The organism is Paraclostridium bifermentans, assembly GCF_964259345.1.
GTDB lineage: Bacteria > Bacillota > Clostridia > Peptostreptococcales > Peptostreptococcaceae > Paraclostridium > Paraclostridium bifermentans_B.
Map to the genome: position 1 here is coordinate 271,839 of NZ_CAXVJR010000002.1, position 18,630 is coordinate 290,468.

14 protein-coding genes are annotated in these 18,630 nt (G+C 26.7%); all 14 read left to right on the forward strand.

Features of this window, described 5'->3' with window-relative positions; genetic code table 11:
- Nucleotides 1-83 precede the first annotated feature (83 nt).
- Nucleotides 84-1,406 (forward strand): hemolysin family protein, encoded by a 1,323-nt coding sequence (locus ACEXNK_RS05375; RefSeq protein ID WP_373599130.1) that lies wholly within the window; start codon nucleotides 84-86, stop codon nucleotides 1,404-1,406.
- A gap of 362 nt (nucleotides 1,407-1,768) precedes the next feature.
- Complete coding sequence (locus tag ACEXNK_RS05380) at nucleotides 1,769-3,781, forward strand: methyl-accepting chemotaxis protein (RefSeq protein WP_373599129.1); 2,013 nt, start codon at nucleotides 1,769-1,771, stop codon at nucleotides 3,779-3,781.
- Between the two features lie 246 nt (nucleotides 3,782-4,027).
- Nucleotides 4,028-5,119, forward strand: a complete 1,092-nt coding sequence (locus ACEXNK_RS05385; RefSeq protein WP_373599128.1) for a DUF871 domain-containing protein — start codon at nucleotides 4,028-4,030, stop codon at nucleotides 5,117-5,119.
- A gap of 55 nt (nucleotides 5,120-5,174) precedes the next feature.
- Nucleotides 5,175-5,321: a hypothetical protein gene (locus ACEXNK_RS05390; protein ID WP_373599127.1), complete on the forward strand. Its 147-nt coding sequence runs from the start codon at nucleotides 5,175-5,177 to the stop codon at nucleotides 5,319-5,321.
- Between the two features lie 207 nt (nucleotides 5,322-5,528).
- Nucleotides 5,529-6,323 (forward strand): EFR1 family ferrodoxin, encoded by a 795-nt coding sequence (locus tag ACEXNK_RS05395; protein ID WP_373599126.1) that lies wholly within the window; start codon nucleotides 5,529-5,531, stop codon nucleotides 6,321-6,323.
- A gap of 97 nt (nucleotides 6,324-6,420) precedes the next feature.
- Complete coding sequence (locus ACEXNK_RS05400) at nucleotides 6,421-7,917, forward strand: NAD(P)H-hydrate dehydratase (RefSeq protein WP_373599125.1); 1,497 nt, start codon at nucleotides 6,421-6,423, stop codon at nucleotides 7,915-7,917.
- Nucleotides 7,918-8,189: 272 nt separating this feature from the next.
- Complete coding sequence (locus ACEXNK_RS05405) at nucleotides 8,190-8,882, forward strand: polyphosphate polymerase domain-containing protein (protein ID WP_373599124.1); 693 nt, start codon at nucleotides 8,190-8,192, stop codon at nucleotides 8,880-8,882.
- A gap of 12 nt (nucleotides 8,883-8,894) precedes the next feature.
- Complete coding sequence (locus ACEXNK_RS05410) at nucleotides 8,895-9,563, forward strand: DUF4956 domain-containing protein (protein WP_373599123.1); 669 nt, start codon at nucleotides 8,895-8,897, stop codon at nucleotides 9,561-9,563.
- A 10-nt stretch (nucleotides 9,564-9,573) separates the two neighbouring features.
- Nucleotides 9,574-11,076 carry a CotH kinase family protein gene (locus ACEXNK_RS05415; RefSeq protein WP_373599122.1) on the forward strand — a complete coding sequence of 501 codons (1,503 nt, stop codon included), beginning with the start codon at nucleotides 9,574-9,576 and terminating at the stop codon, nucleotides 11,074-11,076.
- Nucleotides 11,077-11,092: 16 nt separating this feature from the next.
- Nucleotides 11,093-13,201 (forward strand): hypothetical protein, encoded by a 2,109-nt coding sequence (locus ACEXNK_RS05420; RefSeq protein WP_373599121.1) that lies wholly within the window; start codon nucleotides 11,093-11,095, stop codon nucleotides 13,199-13,201.
- A gap of 13 nt (nucleotides 13,202-13,214) precedes the next feature.
- A complete protein-coding gene (locus tag ACEXNK_RS05425) occupies nucleotides 13,215-14,345 on the forward strand; it encodes a HEAT repeat domain-containing protein (protein WP_373599120.1) in 1,131 nt (376 codons plus the stop codon).
- A complete protein-coding gene (locus tag ACEXNK_RS05430) occupies nucleotides 14,345-15,790 on the forward strand; it encodes a glycosyltransferase family 2 protein (RefSeq protein ID WP_373599119.1) in 1,446 nt (481 codons plus the stop codon). Before ACEXNK_RS05425 ends, ACEXNK_RS05430 begins: the two co-directional genes overlap by 1 nt.
- Nucleotides 15,791-15,909: 119 nt before the next feature.
- On the forward strand, nucleotides 15,910-16,695 hold the full coding sequence (locus ACEXNK_RS05435) for a PIG-L family deacetylase (RefSeq protein WP_373599118.1): 786 nt from the start codon (nucleotides 15,910-15,912) through the stop codon (nucleotides 16,693-16,695).
- Between the two features lie 300 nt (nucleotides 16,696-16,995).
- Nucleotides 16,996-18,570 carry a BCCT family transporter gene (locus ACEXNK_RS05440; protein WP_373599117.1) on the forward strand — a complete coding sequence of 525 codons (1,575 nt, stop codon included), beginning with the start codon at nucleotides 16,996-16,998 and terminating at the stop codon, nucleotides 18,568-18,570.
- Nucleotides 18,571-18,630 lie beyond the last annotated feature (60 nt).

Here is an 18,630-nt window from a genome sequence, read left to right on the forward strand (position 1 = left end):
ATTATATAAAAGAGTGTAGATAAATCTACGCTCTTTGAATATATATATATATATATAGATTTTAAAAATTTAAGGAGGAACATATGAATAATTTAGATTCAGACCCCGGGGGTATACTCTCCCAATTAATTCTAATAGCTATACTAACAGCTATAAATGCCTTTTTTGCATCTGCTGAAATGGCAATAGTATCAGTAAATAAGAATAAGGTTAAAACTTTAAGTGAAGAAGGTAATAAAAAAGCAATTTTGCTAGATAAACTTATAAAAGAACCTAGTAACTTCTTATCTACTATACAAATAGGTATTACACTAGCAGGATTTTTCTCAAGTGCATCAGCAGCGACAGGTATATCAACTTACGTTGAAGAAATATTTAAGCCACTAAATATTCCTTATAGTGGAGAAATATCTATGATAAGTGTAACATTAATACTTTCATATTTTACATTAGTATTTGGAGAGTTGGTGCCAAAGCGAATAGCACTTAAGAAAGCAGAAAGTATAGCACTTTTTTCTGTAAAACCAATATATTTTATATCTATAATAGCTAAGCCATTTATAAAAATACTTTCAATATCTACAGCTGTTATATTAAAGCTAACTGGAAATAATGACGCTGATATAGAAGAAACAGTATCAGAGGAGGAAATAAAAGCTTTAATATTCAGGTCTAAAGAAGATGGATTGATAGAAGATGATGAAAAAGATATGCTATGTAAAGTATTTGAATTTAATGATAGATTAGCCAAGGAAATAATGACTTCAAGAAGTAATGCTTTCCTAATAGATATAGATGATGATTTTAAAGATATATTAGATGAAATATTAGAATTTAATTATTCAAGAATACCAGTATATAAAGATGATATAGATAATATTATAGGTATACTTTATGTAAAAGATTTATTAGCAGAAGCAAGTAGAATTGGATTTGACAACATAAACGTAGAGAAAATTCTTCATAAACCTTATTTTGTTCCAGAAAATAAGAGAACTAATGATCTATTTAATGAAATGAAATTAGCTAAAAATCATATGGCTTTACTATTTGACGAATATGGTGGCTTTTCAGGTATTGTCACTATGGAAGATTTAGTAGAAGAGATAATGGGTGATATTGAAGATGAATATGACAGAGAAGAAGATATAATTCAAATAGACGAAGGTAATTTTATAGTTAAAGGGTATTTAAGTGTAAATGATTTTAATGACAGATTTGATATTCAAATAGAAGATGGAGATTATGATACTTTAAATGGATATCTAATGACTGTACTAGGAGATATACCTAGTGAAGGTGAAGTGGTTGAATTAGAAAATGTTAAGTTTACAGTTGTTAAAGTTGAAAATAGAAGAGTAGAAGATATAAAAGTAAATTTATTAAAAGTTAGTAATATAGCTTAATTATTAAAAGACTATACAGAAATACAGGTTTTATCCTGATTTTGGTATAGTCTTTTTTATATATTTTAAAGCTTAAATATTAAATTATATTTAAATAAATGACAAAAAATGACAAAAATAATTTCAAAACACTTTAGATTATTCAGAAATTACCGATAATACTAAATAGTATGTAAAATTATTCATAAATAGGAAAATATATATAAATATGAAAACGGCTGAAATATTTTGGATAAGGAGGTTTAGTAAGTATTATTGAAATTACTGATATGTTAGTATGAAAAATTGTTAACACGGATATATGTAGATAAATTAGAGAGAAATAATGGCTGCTGTTAAAAAATAACGGGAGATAAGTGTTAATGAAATTTAAAATAGGATTTAAGAAAAAAGATAGAAGTATAAAAACAAAATTAATAGGAATGATAGTTGGATTTATAGTTATAAGTAGTTTATGCTTGGGCGCTATTGCAAGCTACTTAAATTATAAATCTTCTAATGAAATATTGCTAAGTGCTGCTATGGAAACGACTAAACAATGCAGTCAAATAGCTTCTCAAAAAATTAAAAACTTAAAGAATGCTGCAATTCAAACTGGAATAATAAAAGATATATCAGATCCTAAAATAAGTTTAGAAGAGAAACAAGATATTATAAAGGGACAAGAAAAATTATATGGAGTATCTTTAGGTGAAATTATAGATATAAGTGGTAAATCTATTTTTACTGGAAAAGATTATTCAGAGAGAGCATATTTTAAAGCTTCGATACAAGGAGAATCATATATAAACCCTCCTATTATAAGTAAAACAACAGGAGAATATACAACAGTTGTTTCAGCACCTATATGGGAAAATGGTATACAAGGTAGCAATATAGTTGGAATCGTAACGTTTAATCCAGACAAAGATTTTTTAAATGAAATTATAAATAATATAAAAGTAAGCAAAAACAGTTATGCATACCTTTTAGATAAAGAAGGAACAACAATAGCTGATAAAAATACTAAAAATATAGGAAAAGAAAATGTAATAAAAGAATCTCAATCAAATCCAGACTTAATACCTTTTGCAGAATTAGATAAAAAACTTTTATCAGGAGAAACAGGATCAACTGATGTAAGATTAACAGGACAAGAATGGGTATTAGGATATGCACCAGTACAAGAAAGTGATGGCTGGGGTATGGGATTAATGGTAAATAAAAATGACTTCTTAGGTCAAATGTATAAATCTATAATGATTACAATAGTATTAGCTATATCATTTGCTATTATAGCAAGTATAATGGCGATAAAATTTGCTAATAAAATAGCTAATCCATTAAAAGATTGCAGTGAAAGATTAAGAAAATTAGCTGAAGGTGATCTAGTATCAGAGGTACCAGAAATTGATTCTGAGGATGAAATAGGATTACTTGCACATGCTACGGAAAAGATAGTTAATGATATTAGAGCAATGATAAGTGCTTTAACAAATATATTAACAAATGTAAGTGATGGAAATTTAAATATTGATACGGATAGTGAAGAGTTAAACAATTTATTTGTAAATGACTTTAAACCTATGTTATTAGCTACAAATCAAATAATAGAAGGTTTAAATGATACTTTAGAACAAATCAATGTTGCAGGAGAACAAGTTGCAGTAGGTTCATGCCAATTATCGGAAGGAGCTCAAATGCTTTCACAAGGTGCAACAGAACAAGCAAGTTCAGTACAAGAACTTTCAGCAACTATAAATGAAGTATCAGCTCAAGTTCAACAAACGGCTCAAAATGCAATAAAAGCAAAAGAAATATCTATAAAATCAAGTATTGCAACAGACAACGGAAAAAAACAAATGCAAGAAATGATTAAAGCAATGGACGAAATAAGCAAAACATCAAATGAAATAGGAAATATAATAAAAAATATAGATGATATAGCATTCCAAACTAATATACTAGCTCTTAATGCAGCTGTAGAAGCAGCTCGTGCAGGAGAGGCTGGTAAGGGGTTTGCAGTAGTTGCAGATGAAGTTAGAAACCTTGCTGAAAAATCAGCACAAAGTGCAAAAGATACAGAACAGTTAATTGAAAAATCACTACATGCTATAGAACATGGCTCGCTAATTGTTTCAGAAACTGCAAAATCGCTTGAAGAGGTGGTTGAAGGAGCAAAAAGCTCAGCAGAAGTTATACAATATATAGCAGATGCAAGCAATGAACAAGCTGAGCATATAAGTCAAGTAAACAATGGGGTTGATCAAATATCAGTAGTAGTACAAACAAACTCAGCAACTGCTGAAGAAAGTGCTGCTGCAAGTGAAGAATTATCAAGTCAAGCTCAAATGCTAAAAGACCTTATAGGAAGATTTAATTTAAAAGATAGATAATATAAGAATTAAAGTGAAAAATTTAGATAACATAATTTAACAGGTTGTGCCAAAATAGAGATTACTCACAGTAAGATATTAAGATTTTAATATCTATCTATTTTGGCACAATTTTTTTATTAATCATAGTTACTTTTAGGAAGAGTTAGATTTTCATAAAAATAAATTTTTTAGAGTAGTTTAGTATGTGGAAAATAATGGGTATATAAGGATTGATAAGTATTCAAACAAAAGGAGTGGTTTATTATGGGAAGACTAGGGATATCAATATATACAGATAAATCTAGTGCAGATGAAGTATTAACTTATATAGATAAGGCAGCTAAAAATGGATTTAGCCGTATATTTTCATGTTTGCTATCTGTAAACGATACTAGAGAGAACATATTAAATAAATTTAAAGTTATAAATGAATATGCTCATGACAAAGGTTTTGAAATAATATTAGATGTTAGTCCTAAGGTTTTTGATGAATTAGGGATAAGTTATGATGATTTGGCTTTCTTTAAAGAAGCTAACAGTTACGGAATAAGATTAGATATGGGATTTACAGGGTTAGAAGAATCTTTAATGAGTTTTAATCCTTATGATTTAAAAATAGAGATAAACATGAGTAATTATACTAAGTACATAGATACAATAATGGATTATCAACCTAAAAAAGATAATATTATAGGATGTCATAATTTTTATCCTCATAAATACAGCGGATTAAAAATTGATCATTTTATGAAATGCACAGAAAAATTTAAAAAATATGGATTAAAAACAGCTGCATTTGTGACTAGTCAAAATGAAAATACATTTGGACCATGGCCCGTTACAGAAGGACTTCCAACACTTGAAATGCATAGAAATTTACCACTAGATGTTCAAGTGAAACATTTAATAGCTTTAGGAAATATAGATGATATTATAATATCAAATTGTTATCCATCAGATGAAGAGATAGAAAAAGTAGGTTCTATGAGAACCGATTTAGTAAACTTTGATATTGAATTAGTGGATAATATACCAGTAGTTGAAAAGGATATAGTGTTAGAAGAACTTCATTTCAACAGAGGAGATGTATCTAGCAACATGATAAGATCAACTCAATCTAGAGTGAAATATAAAGGACATAAATTTGAGGTGTTTAACACACCTGAAATTATAAGAAGGGGTGATGTAGTAATAGAAAGTAGTGAATATGGAAGTTATGCGGGAGAACTTCAAATAGCACTTCAAGATATGAAAAATAGCGGAAAAACTAATGTAGTAGGAAGAATAAGAGAAGAAGAAATATTTATACTAGATTATATAAAACCATGGCAAAAGTTTATGTTTAGAGCTATTTAATAAAGTGATATAAAATATCATATACTATATAAATATATATTTGGGAGGAAAACATATGTATGAGATTATAATAAGTATAATATCAACTCTTATACTAATTTCACCACCAATATTTATAAAGTATTTGACAAACAATATGATGAGTATAATTAAATTTTATATTTGTATGATAAACTTAGTTAAACTTGAATTAGAGATGTAGGACTGGTTAATAGGATATGCGAAATAAACAGTGTGCTTAGAAAATATATATAGTTAAAACTTATGTATTTTCTATTCACAGTTTATTTTGTACTATCCTATTAACTTTTTAAGAAGGGAGTAGAAGATATTAAAACTATTGATAATTTCTTTGATATAATGATATAAATAAGTATAGTAATCAATACATTTATAAGGAAGTGAGAGTATGTTAAAAACTGGTGCAGCTATATTTTTCTCTGGAACTGGTAATACAAAGCATGTAGCTAAGCTTTTTAAAGAGAGATTTAAAGAAGAAGGTATAAATATAGAACTTATAGATATTGCAAAGAAAGATAAATTAGAAAAAGATTATGATTTTTATATATTTGGAGGTCCTATTCATGCAGAGATGATACCTAAAATACTTACAGACTGGGTATCTAAAAATATTTTGAATAGCTCTAAAAAGTGTATAGTTTATCATACTTTAGCAGGGGGTAAGCATATACCAGGAAGAATTTATTTAGCTAAGTTACTACATAAGAAAGGTTTAGATGTGGTAATAAATACTTCAGTACAAATGCCAAATAATTATTATCATAAATTTTTTAATAAAAATACTGATGAGGAAATTATTGATATATTAAGTAACTCTCCAATAAAAGTTGATAATATAGTTAAAGACTTTTTAAATGATAATAGAAGTGATATAAAATATAAAAAAAGTACAGTTGGTTTTAAACTAGTTTATGATAGCTTTTTAATATATGCTAAAAAATATGCTAAAAGAAATTTTTCACTAGATAAAAGTAAATGTATAAATTGTAAAATATGTGAACATGAATGTCCAACCAAGAATATATCGATGAATGATAAGAATATAGAGTTCTATGATAGATGTATAGGTTGTGAAAAATGTATACATAGATGTCCAACTGATGCTATTTTATACAAAAACAAACCTTTTGATTCTTATAAAATTGAAAGATACTTAGATAAAGAAAAATTTTACAAAAAATAGAAAGTAGTACTATAATATATTTAGAAAGCTGTATCAAGATAAGACTAGTAAAGTTTTGATATAGCTTTTTTATTTTTAATAAAAAGAGGGATTGAAAATGAGGATAGGAACATCAAATACAACTAAATATGTAGATAATGCATGTGAGAAAGAATTAGGTATACCACTTATAGTAATGATGGAAAATGCAGTATTAAAAGCTTTCAAACACATGGAAGTAGATAAATATAACAAATATACTATAGTATGTGGAGTTGGAAATAACGGGGGAGATGGACTAGGACTAGCTAGACAACTTATTACAAATGGAAAAGACGTAAAGATATACATAGTAGGAAATCTAGAAAAATTAACTGATTGTACAAGCATAAACTATAACATCCTTAAACACATGAAAGTAGATATTAACTTAATATGTACAGAATCTTATAAAAAAGAATTACAAAATCTAAAAATAGATGTAAATAGTAGTGATGTAGTAGTGGATGCTATATTTGGAACAGGGTTAAAAAGAGATATAAATGGATTTTATAAAGATGTAATAGAAATTATGAATGAAAATAAACGTATATTTTCAATAGATGTACCATCAGGAATAGATTGTGATAATGGATATATTTTAGGTATATGTATAAATGCATGTAAAACTATATGTTTTGAGTTTTATAAAAGAGGATTTTTAAATTATGATATTAAAAAATATATTGGAAATGTGATTGTTGAAAATATATGCATTCCTAAAGAAATATTAAATAAATATGATAATAAAGAATATATAACTAGAATTGATTATATAAAAAATAATTTAATGGAAAAAGATATACACAGTTTTAAAAGTGATTATGGAAAAGTAATGATAGTAGCAGGAAGCAAAGGATTTTATGGAGCAAGTTTTATAGCTACACAATCAGCTGTTAAAAGTGGTAGTGGGTTAGTTACATTGGTAAGTGATAATGACGTAATAGACAAAGTTAGTTTAAGATTAACAGAAGCAATGACTTGTGGATATAATGAAGACAGATTAGAAAGTTTATTAAAAAGTTGCGATAGTATAGGTTTTGGTTGTGGAATGGGAAATAATGAAAATACTTTTAATAAACTAAATTACATAATTAAAAACTCGAATTGTCCTATAGTAATAGATGCAGACGGACTTAATGTATTAGAAAATAGATGGGAAGAGATATTAGATGTTGAAAAAGAAATAGTTATAACTCCACATCTAGGCGAAATGGCTAGACTTACAGGTTTTGATATAGACTATATAAAAGAAAATAGAATAGATGTAGCTAAAAACTTTGCTAAAAAACATAATATAATAGTTCTTTTAAAAGGCTATGAAACTATAATAACAAACGGGGAAATCACATATATAAACCCAACAGGAAGTAATAAAATGGCAAGTGGTGGTATGGGAGATTGTTTAACAGGAATTATAACATCCTTTATTGGGCAAGGAATGAAACCACTGCAAGCTACCGTTTGTGCTGCTTATGTACATGGATATACAGGTGATAAACTATCAAAGCATTTAAATACCTTAAATGCAACTGATATAATAAATAACTTACAAAACATAATATTAGAAATTTAAAATATAAAAAAGGCATGTCTTTTAATCTAAAGAATAAGATTTATGACATACCTTTTTTATATTTAAAAGAATTGCTTTCAATAAGGGATTTAAATACATATGACTTGACTTAAGCAAGTTTTTATATTAAAAATAAAAGTTTATTTTAATTTGCATTTAATTATAAATAATAATATAAAGTTTTTGTGATATATATCAAATAATGTGTAATTTTTGGTAAAATATATATTTAGAATATATCTAGAGTATGTTTTGGAAAGAAGGTGTTATAGATGATTGTAAACAGGAGGGAACTAAAATATCCTATAGGAGAGGTAGATTATTATAAGGTAAATGAACTCTTCCAAAAAGTATTAACTCCAGATTCTAATAATAAAGAATATGGATATAAAATAAGGAGCTTATACTTTGATAGTTTAAACAATGATGATTATTTTCAAAAAATAGATGGAGAAGAAGTAAGGAAGAAAATTAGGTTAAGGATATACGATACAAAAACTAACACTGTAAAACTTGAAATAAAAAGAAAAATTAATATAAGCCAAATAAAAGAAACTATTACAATAAGCAAGGAAGATGCAATAGCACTTATAAATAAAGATTATAGTGTTTTGCTAAAATATGAAAACAATACAGCTAAATCTGCATATAACATAATGACATTAGGACAGTATAGACCAGTAGTTTTAGTTGATTACAATAGAAGAGCTTATATACACAATGAAAATAACATAAGAGTTACATTAGATAGTGATATAAAATCTAATGAATTTGACTTTGATATGTTTAGTGATGATGTAATAATGACTCCAATAGTTGATTATTACAATGCAGTACTTGAAGTTAAATTTGATGGAGAATTGTTTTGCTGGATATCACAAGCTTTAGCTGGTCTTGATACAACAAATAGGTCACTTAGTAAGTATTGTAGTTCAAGAAGATTTTTCGAAAATTATATATTATAAGGGAGATAAGATATGAAAGAAACATTATACAAATATCTAACATCACAAAGTGGAACAGTAACTGCATTTGATGCAATAGAAATAATGGCTATAGCCTTAATGTTATCAATGGTAGTATTTTGGACATACAAGATAACTTTTAGCGGTGTTATGTACAATAGAAAATTTAATGTATCATTAGTTATGATAACTCTAGTGACTACTATGGTTATGATAGTTATAGGTAGTGATATAGCGTTGTCATTAGGAATGGTTGGGGCATTATCTATAGTTCGTTTTAGAACAGCTATAAAAGATCCAAGAGATACTGGATATATATTTTGGGGTATAGCAATTGGACTTAGTGTAGGTAGTTCAAATTACATGATAGCTATAATTGGGTCCTTATTCTTATTTGTAGTTTTATCTATATTTAGTTTTAGTGGATTTGGAAAAGAAGATAGATACATACTTATTATACGTGGGCCTCGAGAAAGAGAAGAAGAAATTATGAGATGTGTATTTAGTTCATTTAAAGGAAGTCAATTAAGAGCTAAAAACTCTGTGGGAGATAATATGGAAATAATATATCAAATTAAGATTAAAAATAATGAAGATAAGAACATAATAAGTGATTTATATAATATAGAAGGCGTAAGCACTGTAAACATAGTAGCACAAAATGGAGAAACTATAGGTTAGGTGATAAGCTATGAAAAAAGATATATTTAGAAGTTTTGTTGCACTTATGTTTTTATTTTTAAGTTTGGTATTAGTATCAAATTTGAGTAATATTAAAGAATTAGCAAAAAAAGAAATTAAAAAATCAAAGGAAAAAGAATTTACTAATTATTATGAAGAATCTATAAATAAGTATTACAATCTTCCTATTGTTGTAATGAATACAAATAGCAATAAAATAAAAAGAGATGAACGAATTGCTGGAAACATTCAAATTTATAACAACAAAGATGGAATTAATAAACTAAGTGATGAACCTAACCTTATTAGCAACGCTAGTTTTAAAATTAGGGGAAATAGTACTAGTAAGTATCCAAAAAAACAATATAGTATAAAACTTTTATCTAAAAAAGGAAAAGAAAAAGAAGAAAGTATATTAGGAATGCCTAAAGATTCTGAATGGATTTTAAATGCTCCATTTGCAGACAAATCGCTTATGAGAAATTATGTAGCTTTAAATACAGCAAATGAAATAATGGGGTATGCTCCAAAAGTAAAGTTTTGTGAAGTATTCATAGTAGATGATAGTAGTAAAAAAATAACAAAAGATGACTATCAAGGCGTATACATGATGATTGAAAAAATAAATAGAGGAGAAGACAGAGTCGATATTACAAAAACTTTAGAAAATATAGATGATACTAGTTTTATAATTGCAAAAAATAGACAGAAAAAAGATGATATAGAAGTAAAAAGTTATGGAAAAGAAACATATATATATCATCATGGGCTTAATATAGAATATCCTAAAAAGGATTTAACTCCAGGTAAATATAAATATATTCAAAGATATATAAGCGAATTTGAAAGAATGCTTTATTCCGATAAATTTAATGATCCTATTATTGGTTACAACAAATATATAGATGTGGATTCCTTTGTAGATTTTTACATTATAAATGAATTTTTCAAGAACACTGATTCAGGGATTTACAGTACCTATTTTTATAAAGATTATGAAGAAAAGATGAAAGCAGGTCCAGTTTGGGACTTTAACCAATCATTAGGGAATCATACTGAAGATATAGGGATTCCATTTGAGTATGAAGGTTTCTTTATGAATCAAAGACCTTGGTTTGATAGACTAATGGAAGATAAAAAGTTTGCAGATAAAGTAGTAAAAAGATATAAAGAATTAAGAAAAACATATTTAAGTGATAATCATTTGATAGAGGAAATTGATAAAGCTAATAATAAACTAGGAGAGTCTACTGGTAGAAACTTTGAAAAATGGTCTATAAATTTATGTAACCAAGCGGAAGTATTTGAAGAAAATGAAGATATTACAGGAAATTACTCAAATGATAAAACTAAGTATGAAGACTTCTTGAGCAATCATAAACACTTAATAAAATCAACATCAGGTAAAGCTAACTCTCATGATGAAGAAATACAGTTAATGAAAAACTTTATAATAAATAGAGGTAAATGGATGGACCAAAATATAGAAAGTCTTAGTAAGTGGGCAAAATAATGGGGAGGAAAATATAATGAAAAAGTTTTTAGCTATTTGTATAGTTATATTTATAATCGGTGTAAATGTGATAGGAAATATTATTACAAATAAATCAGCCCCTAAAGATAAAACCTACTTTACTAAAACAAAAGATAAAGACATTTACATAGTCAAAAACAATGCATGGGAAAAGCTTAATATAGTTGGAGTTAATATAAATCCTACTAAACCAGGAGTGTTTCCAAGTGAAAATAAAGTAACTGAAGAAGATTATCTAAGATGGATAAATTATATTTATGACATGGGAGCTAACTGTATAAAAGTATCAAATTTAATGAGTGAAAATTTTTACAATGCACTATATAAATTTAATAAAAATAAAAAAGAACCTATATATTTGATGCAAGGAATATATTTCGATGAAACATTACTAAAAAATGGTCAAGACCCACAAAGTAGTAAGCCATCTAATGCATTTAAAGAAAATATAAAACTTGTTATAGACTCAGTACATGGAAATCATTACAATTTTAATAAGCCTGATATATTAAAAGAATATAAAACTGATGTGTCTAAGTATATAATAGGATATACAATGGGAATAGAATTTGCTAAGCATGATTTAATATACAGTGAAATTATGAATGAAAAGCATAATTATGATGGAAATTACTTATATACATCAGATAAAGCATCTTCTTTTGAATCGTATATGGCTAAGATGGGTGATTATTTAGCAACTTATGAATTTGATAAATACAAAAAACAAAGCATAATAGCTTTTATAGGATCATCATCATATCATATAGCTAGTAGTACAAGTAATCCAATTAATAAAAATGTATTAAAGGATGATAATAAAGAATCTAATGATATGGATATAAAAGATTATTTAGATGTAGAGGATATAAAAGCTAAAAGAAAGTTAAAAACTGGAATTGTAGCTAGTTATAACATTTATCCATCTTATACAGAATTAAAAGAGTACCAAGGTAATATGGAAAAGTATTTTGGAAAAATAAGGAGTTATCATAAAGTTCCGGTGATAATAGGGGAAATAGGAATACCATCAAGTAGATCAGGAGGAGATTTTAACAAAGATATAAATAAAGGATATATAACTGAAAAAGAACAGGGTCAATCTTTAGTTGATATTTATAAAGCTGTAAAATCATCAGGGATAGCAGGATGTTTTATATTTGAATTTCAAGATAGTTGGTATTCATCAGCTTGGAATACAAAAAAAAGTAAAATATTAGATAGATCAGCTTACTGGAGCGATGCGCAAACGTATAGTCAAAGTTTTGGACTCATGACATTTGAACCAGGTAAGTATAAAATTACTCCATATCCAGATGAAAGTTTAAACGACTGGAATGAAGAAGATATAGTAAATAAAAATGATAATCTTAGCTTATCAGTAAAAAGTGATGAAAAGTATTTATATTTTATGATAAAATCTCAAAATACTTTAGACTTAAAAAAGGATGACATATATATTGACTTAGATATAACTCCTAAATCAGGAACTATGAAAAGTACTCAATACAATTTGGAATTTAATAACCCTGTAGATTTTATAATAAGATTAAATGATAATGATAAATCTATGGTATCAGTTCATGAATACTATAATAGATTCAATTTTTACGAAAATAAAAGTTTATATGAACAAAGACCAGATTTAATAAAACATAAACCAGATATGGATTATTTTTCACCTATATACATAGAAACTAGACCTAAAATGTATGTTGAAGCTTTAGGGGAAACGCAAGATAAATTAACATATGAAACTGGAAAATTAATAAAAGGGAATACAAATCCAAATAGTAAATACTTCAATTCAGTAGCAGATTACTATATAGGTAAGGATTATGTAGAAGTCCGTATACCATGGGGATTGTTAAATTTTATGGATCCATCAACAAAGCAAATAGAATCTGACTTTTACCAAGAATTTAAAACTAAACCAATAATGATTAATGATATAAAAGTTGGATTAACTTTAAAGGAAGGTGAAAAAACTTTAAATAGGTTAGATAGCAAAAATTATAATTTAGATGAATGGATGTTTCCAAAATACAAGGAAAGGTTAAAACAATCTTATTATATAATTAAGGATGAGTTAAGTAAAAAATAAAGAGGGAAATATTATGCAAAATATAGCTAATATATATATAATATTAAGTTTTTTTATGTACATAATATCTTGTTCGATTATATTTATGATAGTCAAAGATATGATTAAATCTAGAACAAATAAAAAGTTAGAGAAAATAAGACCTTCATTTGAAAAAGATATTTTAAAACAATTAGAATATATAAAAGATAATAAAGAGATATCTAAGATAGATATAGAATATATACGAGAAAAATTAGAAAAAACGGTTTATATAAAGGTTTTTAATGATACATTAAAAACCTTTAATAAGAACCATAGTAATCAAAAATACACTACGTTATATATGAAAAATTTTGAAGATATAGTCATAATGTATGTAAGAAAATATAAGAGGAAAGATAATATATTAAAAACATATATGTCTACATTACTTGGAGAGTATAGATTAAGTAGTTATGAAATAAGTGAGTTTTTATTAAATTGTATAGATACAAAGTCCATATATTTAAAAGTAGCAGCATTAGAAGCTATATCTAAAATAGGAAATATAAAAACTTTTGAAATGGCTATTGAATCTATATCTAAAGATGATAAGTATATAAACAACAAGATTTTTACAGACATAATAAATCAATTTGGAGGAAATAAGTTTTTACTAGATAAGTTCTTGATTGATAACTTAAGAGATTTTGGGGAAAATACTCAAAAAGTTGTTATTGAGCATTTTAAAAACAATAAAACTGAGTTTGTAAAAGATGAATTATTAAAATATCTAAATGAAAATATTAATAAAGAAGCTAGTATAAGTATAATAAAATATTTTTCAAAAATAAAATATGAAAAGGCAAAGAAAAAGATAATAGAATTTTTAAATAGCAAAGATTGGGAATATAGAGCGGTATGCTCAACAGCACTTGGAAATTATAACTGCAATGAAAGTAAAATGGAACTGTTAAATAGTATAAGTGATACTAACTGGTATGTAAGATATAATTCAGCTAAGAGTATACTAAGTTTTGAAGATTGTGATTTAATTGAAGCTGTATTAGCTAAAGATGATAGGTACTCAAAAGATATACTTTTTTACGCTATGTTTAAAAATGATAAAATATCATATGAAGATTATTTAGAAAAATCAGGAAAGATAGAGGTTGCATATTAATGTTAAGATTAGTAGTTGATTATTTAAATATGTTTTTTTTATATTATATATTTATATATGCGTTAATATTTTTTATATCTACTATAGTGTCAGTTTTAAAATTAGATGAAGAAAAGCGAAAAAAAGAATACTTAAATGAATTATCTTTAAAAAGTAAAGAAAATTATGTGCCTGTATCTATATTAGTGCCAGCTTATAATGAAGAAGCTACAGTTATTGATTGTATAAAGTCATTAATGTATTTAGACTACCCAGAGTATGAAGTGATAGTTATAGATGATGGATCAGATGATAACACATCTGAAGTGGTAATAGATTACTTTAAATTGAAAAAAGTGCCAAGACCTATAAGACGTATAGTAAAGTGTAAAAATGAAGAATACATATACGAAGGTTTAACTAAAAATAATATAAGTATAACTTTAGTGAAAAAGGAAAATGGAGGAAAAGCAGATGCATTAAATATGGGGATAAATATATCAAAATATCCGCTTTTTACATCGTTGGATGCAGATTCTATTCTTCAAAAAGATTCAATAAGTAATATCGTTATTCCTTTCATGGAAGATGATACAACAATTGCAGTTGGAGGAAATATAAAAGTTGCAAATCAGGTTATTTTAGATAAAGGTGAAGTAGTAAAGGTTATGTCTCCTAAAAAAATACTTACAATATTTCAAACTATAGAGTACTACAGAGTATTTTTAACTACAAGGGTTTGGTTTAATAGTTTTAATGGAAATTTAATCATATCTGGAGCATTTGGACTTTTCCAAAAAAATGCTGTATTAAATATAGGAGGATATGATACTGATACAGTTGGTGAAGATATGGATCTTGTAGTTAAGTTACATTCATTTTATAGAAAAAATAAAATACCTTATAAAATACAATATGAGCATAATGCTATTTGTTGGTCGCAAGTACCAGAAAAACTAAGAGATTTAAGTGGGCAAAGAAGAAGGTGGCATATAGGGCTTATTACTAGTCTTAAAAATCATAAATATATATTTTTAAATCCTAAGTACGGACTAGTTGGATTGTTTTCATTTTTATACTTTGTAATATATGAAATGTTTTCTTGTATTATAGATATTTTTGGATTAATGTTGATACTAATCTCATATTTTAGCGGATTACTTAATATGGAGTTTCTATTTACATTTCTATTTGTATATATAGTTTATAGTGTAGTAATATCTGTTACATCAATAATTCTTGAAAATTATATATTTAAGCAAATATTAAGTATAAAAACTTTATTAAAGTTAATATTATTTGCAATACTTGAAAGTTTTGGATACAGACAATTATGCTCTTGGTATAGAATAACTGGGTTTATGGGATATAGAAAAAGAAAAAGACAGTGGGGAAGAATAAGCAGAAAAAAACAAAATAGAATGGTTGATTTAACGGAAGAAGATAAAAAACATTATCCAGCATAATTTAAAATGTAACAATTATATGACAATTATACTTAATTACTACAATTTAAATAGAAAATATGCTAATATATAAATCTTGAAAAACGACCTTATTCGACAAAATATTAGGCGGTGATAAAATGAAGAAAATAAGAGCTAAGGGATTTATTAGCATATTTTTAATTTTAATAGTTGGATTTGGGTTCAAATTTGCATATTCTCAAAATGAGGAAATAATATATAAAAGATTTAAGGATAATGTTGTATTTTACCCACAACATCAAGATGATGAAGTTTTATGGGGAGGAACTGCAATAGTTGATGCAATAAATGAATGCGGAGCGGATAATGTATATGTTGTATTAGTTTCAGATGGATCTGGAGTTAATGTATTTAAGAGAAACCCAAAGTTTAAAGGTATAAGTAGAGAAAAGAAGAAAGAACTTAGAAATAATGAATTTAAAGCGTGCTTAAGTAAATTAGGAGTTAAACCCAATAATATAATAATACTTGCAGATAAAGCTAAAGTACCAGGAACTCATTATGATTTAATGGAACAAACTATTCTAAGTTTTGAAAAAAATTTAAAAAGTGTTACTCATATAGCACATCATTATAAATATGATGATCATATAATGCATAGAAAAAATGGGCAAGTATTAAAGAGACTAAAAGGTGAACATAAAGTAGAAGATGCTAGGTATTTTATTAAGCCTACATATGTAAAATATATAAATGAAGATAAACAAGATATATATTTAGCTCAGAGTGAAAAAGAGAGGGCTAAGGTCAAAAGTGCACTTGATGAATATAAGGTTGTAGATGAAAAACATCAAAAGTATGGGATTGGATATACTTCTGCACATAGTTACTTTGAACACTTATATAATGATCCTAAATATACATCAATACTTAGTATTGAATAATAAAAAATAAAAAAATATTTTAAAAGCTATCTTAAAAATATAAGATTGAAATATAGATGAAGGCTATATCCATTGATATGACTTAGATTAAACTATATTTAAATCTTGTAAATAAGATGGCTTTTTTTATGTTTTTCTTAACAAATAAACACGGTTTTAGGCGGGAAAATAAGGAAAGTAAGTTTGCAAAAGAAACAACCCTGTGATACAATAAAGTTGTTGGTAGAAAAAACTTGTTGTAACAATTAAGTTGTTACTTACATATAAATAAAATTAGAATTAAAAATTAGGAGGTAATATATGAATAATAATAACAATATCGTATTTAAAATATCATTAGTACTGACCAGTATGGTGGTGTTATTTGGATTAATATCACCAGATATGTTTAGAGAAGCATCAAATAAGGGGTTTAATTTAATAGTAAGCAATTTTAATTGGGTATATTTAATAGTAATGCTTGCATTAGTAGGATTTGCGGCATTCTTAGCTTTTAGTAAATATGGAAATATAAGACTTGGTAAAGATACAGATAGACCGGAGTTTAGTAACTTATCATGGTTTTCAATGTTATTTGGAGCTGGAATGGGTATAGGATTAGTTTTCTTTGGAGCGGCAGAGCCACTGAAACATATGGTATCACCTATAGGTGTAGCACCAGGAAGTCAAGAATCAATTAATTTTGCAATGCAACAATCATTTATGCACTGGGGAATAACTCCATGGGCAGCATATGCAATAATGGGATTATCATTAGCATATTTCCAATTTAGAAAAGATGCCCCAGGACTTATAAGTAGTATATTTTTACCTATATTAGGTGAAGAGGGAGTAAGAGGACCTATAGGTAAAACGATAGATATATTAGCAGTATTTACAACTATAACAGGAATAGCAACATCTCTAGGTATGGGAACAATGCAAATAGCAGGTGGACTTGAGTATATGTTTGGTATAAAAAATACTATATATGTACAAATGGGAATAATAGCTATAGCAACAATACTATACATCAAAAGCTCAACTAGTGGTTTAGATAAAGGAATAAAACTACTATCTAATATAAATTTAACATTGGCAATTTCATTATTATTAGGAGCTATAATAATAGGGCCTACAATGGATATGATAACTAACTTATCAAATGGAATGGGAGTTTACTTAGAACAATTTATATCTCAAAGTTTATATATGGACCCAACAGGAAGTTGGATAGCAGAGTGGAGAGTATTTTACTGGGCAATGTGGATAGCTTGGATACCATTTGTTGGTATATTTATAGCTAGAATATCAAAAGGTAGAACAATAAGAGAATTTATAATAGGGGTTACTGTAGCGCCAGCATTAGCTTGTATAGTATGGTTTGCAGTGTTTGGAACATTAGGTACGAACTTAGGATTAGATTTTGCAAAAGATGCAACTATGGTAACAGAAACAGCTTTATTCAAGGTATTTGGAAATTATCAATTTGGTAATGTATTATCTATAGTAGCTATGATACTACTTTGCACATTCTTCGTATCATCAGCTGACTCAGCAACATATGTACTTGGAATGTTTACATCTAATGGAGACTTAAATCCAAGTAACAAGAAAAAAATTACATGGGGAATAATACAAGCTTTACTAGCTATAGTGCTACTAATATCAGGTGGATTAGATACACTACAAACTGTATCAATAGTATCAGCGTTTCCATTTGCAGTCATAATGTTAGTAAGTATAGTATCTATAATGAAAGCATTAAGACAAGAGTTTGAACCAGAACAAGAAAGAGTTAAAGTTAAGGTAACAACAAAAGTAGCAGAAAAAGAGTATAGAGTTGAAAATAAATACAAAAAACCTATACTACCAAGACAAAAAGAAGTATATTAATAATATAAAAACAAATACTTATATTAAAACATCATTCAACAAAATAAAGGGGCTATCTAT

Coding starts and splice junctions, on each gene's coding strand:
- ACEXNK_RS05440 (WP_373599117.1), top strand. CDS start 16,996: ATGAATAATAATAACAATATCGTATTTAAAATATCATTAGTACTGACC.
- ACEXNK_RS05415 (WP_373599122.1), top strand. CDS start 9,574: ATGAAAAAAGATATATTTAGAAGTTTTGTTGCACTTATGTTTTTATTT.
- ACEXNK_RS05405 (WP_373599124.1), top strand. CDS start 8,190: ATGATTGTAAACAGGAGGGAACTAAAATATCCTATAGGAGAGGTAGAT.
- ACEXNK_RS05430 (WP_373599119.1), top strand. CDS start 14,345: ATGTTAAGATTAGTAGTTGATTATTTAAATATGTTTTTTTTATATTAT.
- ACEXNK_RS05375 (WP_373599130.1), top strand. CDS start 84: ATGAATAATTTAGATTCAGACCCCGGGGGTATACTCTCCCAATTAATT.
- ACEXNK_RS05435 (WP_373599118.1), top strand. CDS start 15,910: ATGAAGAAAATAAGAGCTAAGGGATTTATTAGCATATTTTTAATTTTA.
- ACEXNK_RS05380 (WP_373599129.1), top strand. CDS start 1,769: ATGAAATTTAAAATAGGATTTAAGAAAAAAGATAGAAGTATAAAAACA.
- ACEXNK_RS05425 (WP_373599120.1), top strand. CDS start 13,215: ATGCAAAATATAGCTAATATATATATAATATTAAGTTTTTTTATGTAC.
- ACEXNK_RS05390 (WP_373599127.1), top strand. CDS start 5,175: ATGTATGAGATTATAATAAGTATAATATCAACTCTTATACTAATTTCA.
- ACEXNK_RS05400 (WP_373599125.1), top strand. CDS start 6,421: ATGAGGATAGGAACATCAAATACAACTAAATATGTAGATAATGCATGT.
- ACEXNK_RS05410 (WP_373599123.1), top strand. CDS start 8,895: ATGAAAGAAACATTATACAAATATCTAACATCACAAAGTGGAACAGTA.
- ACEXNK_RS05385 (WP_373599128.1), top strand. CDS start 4,028: ATGGGAAGACTAGGGATATCAATATATACAGATAAATCTAGTGCAGAT.
- ACEXNK_RS05395 (WP_373599126.1), top strand. CDS start 5,529: ATGTTAAAAACTGGTGCAGCTATATTTTTCTCTGGAACTGGTAATACA.
- ACEXNK_RS05420 (WP_373599121.1), top strand. CDS start 11,093: ATGAAAAAGTTTTTAGCTATTTGTATAGTTATATTTATAATCGGTGTA.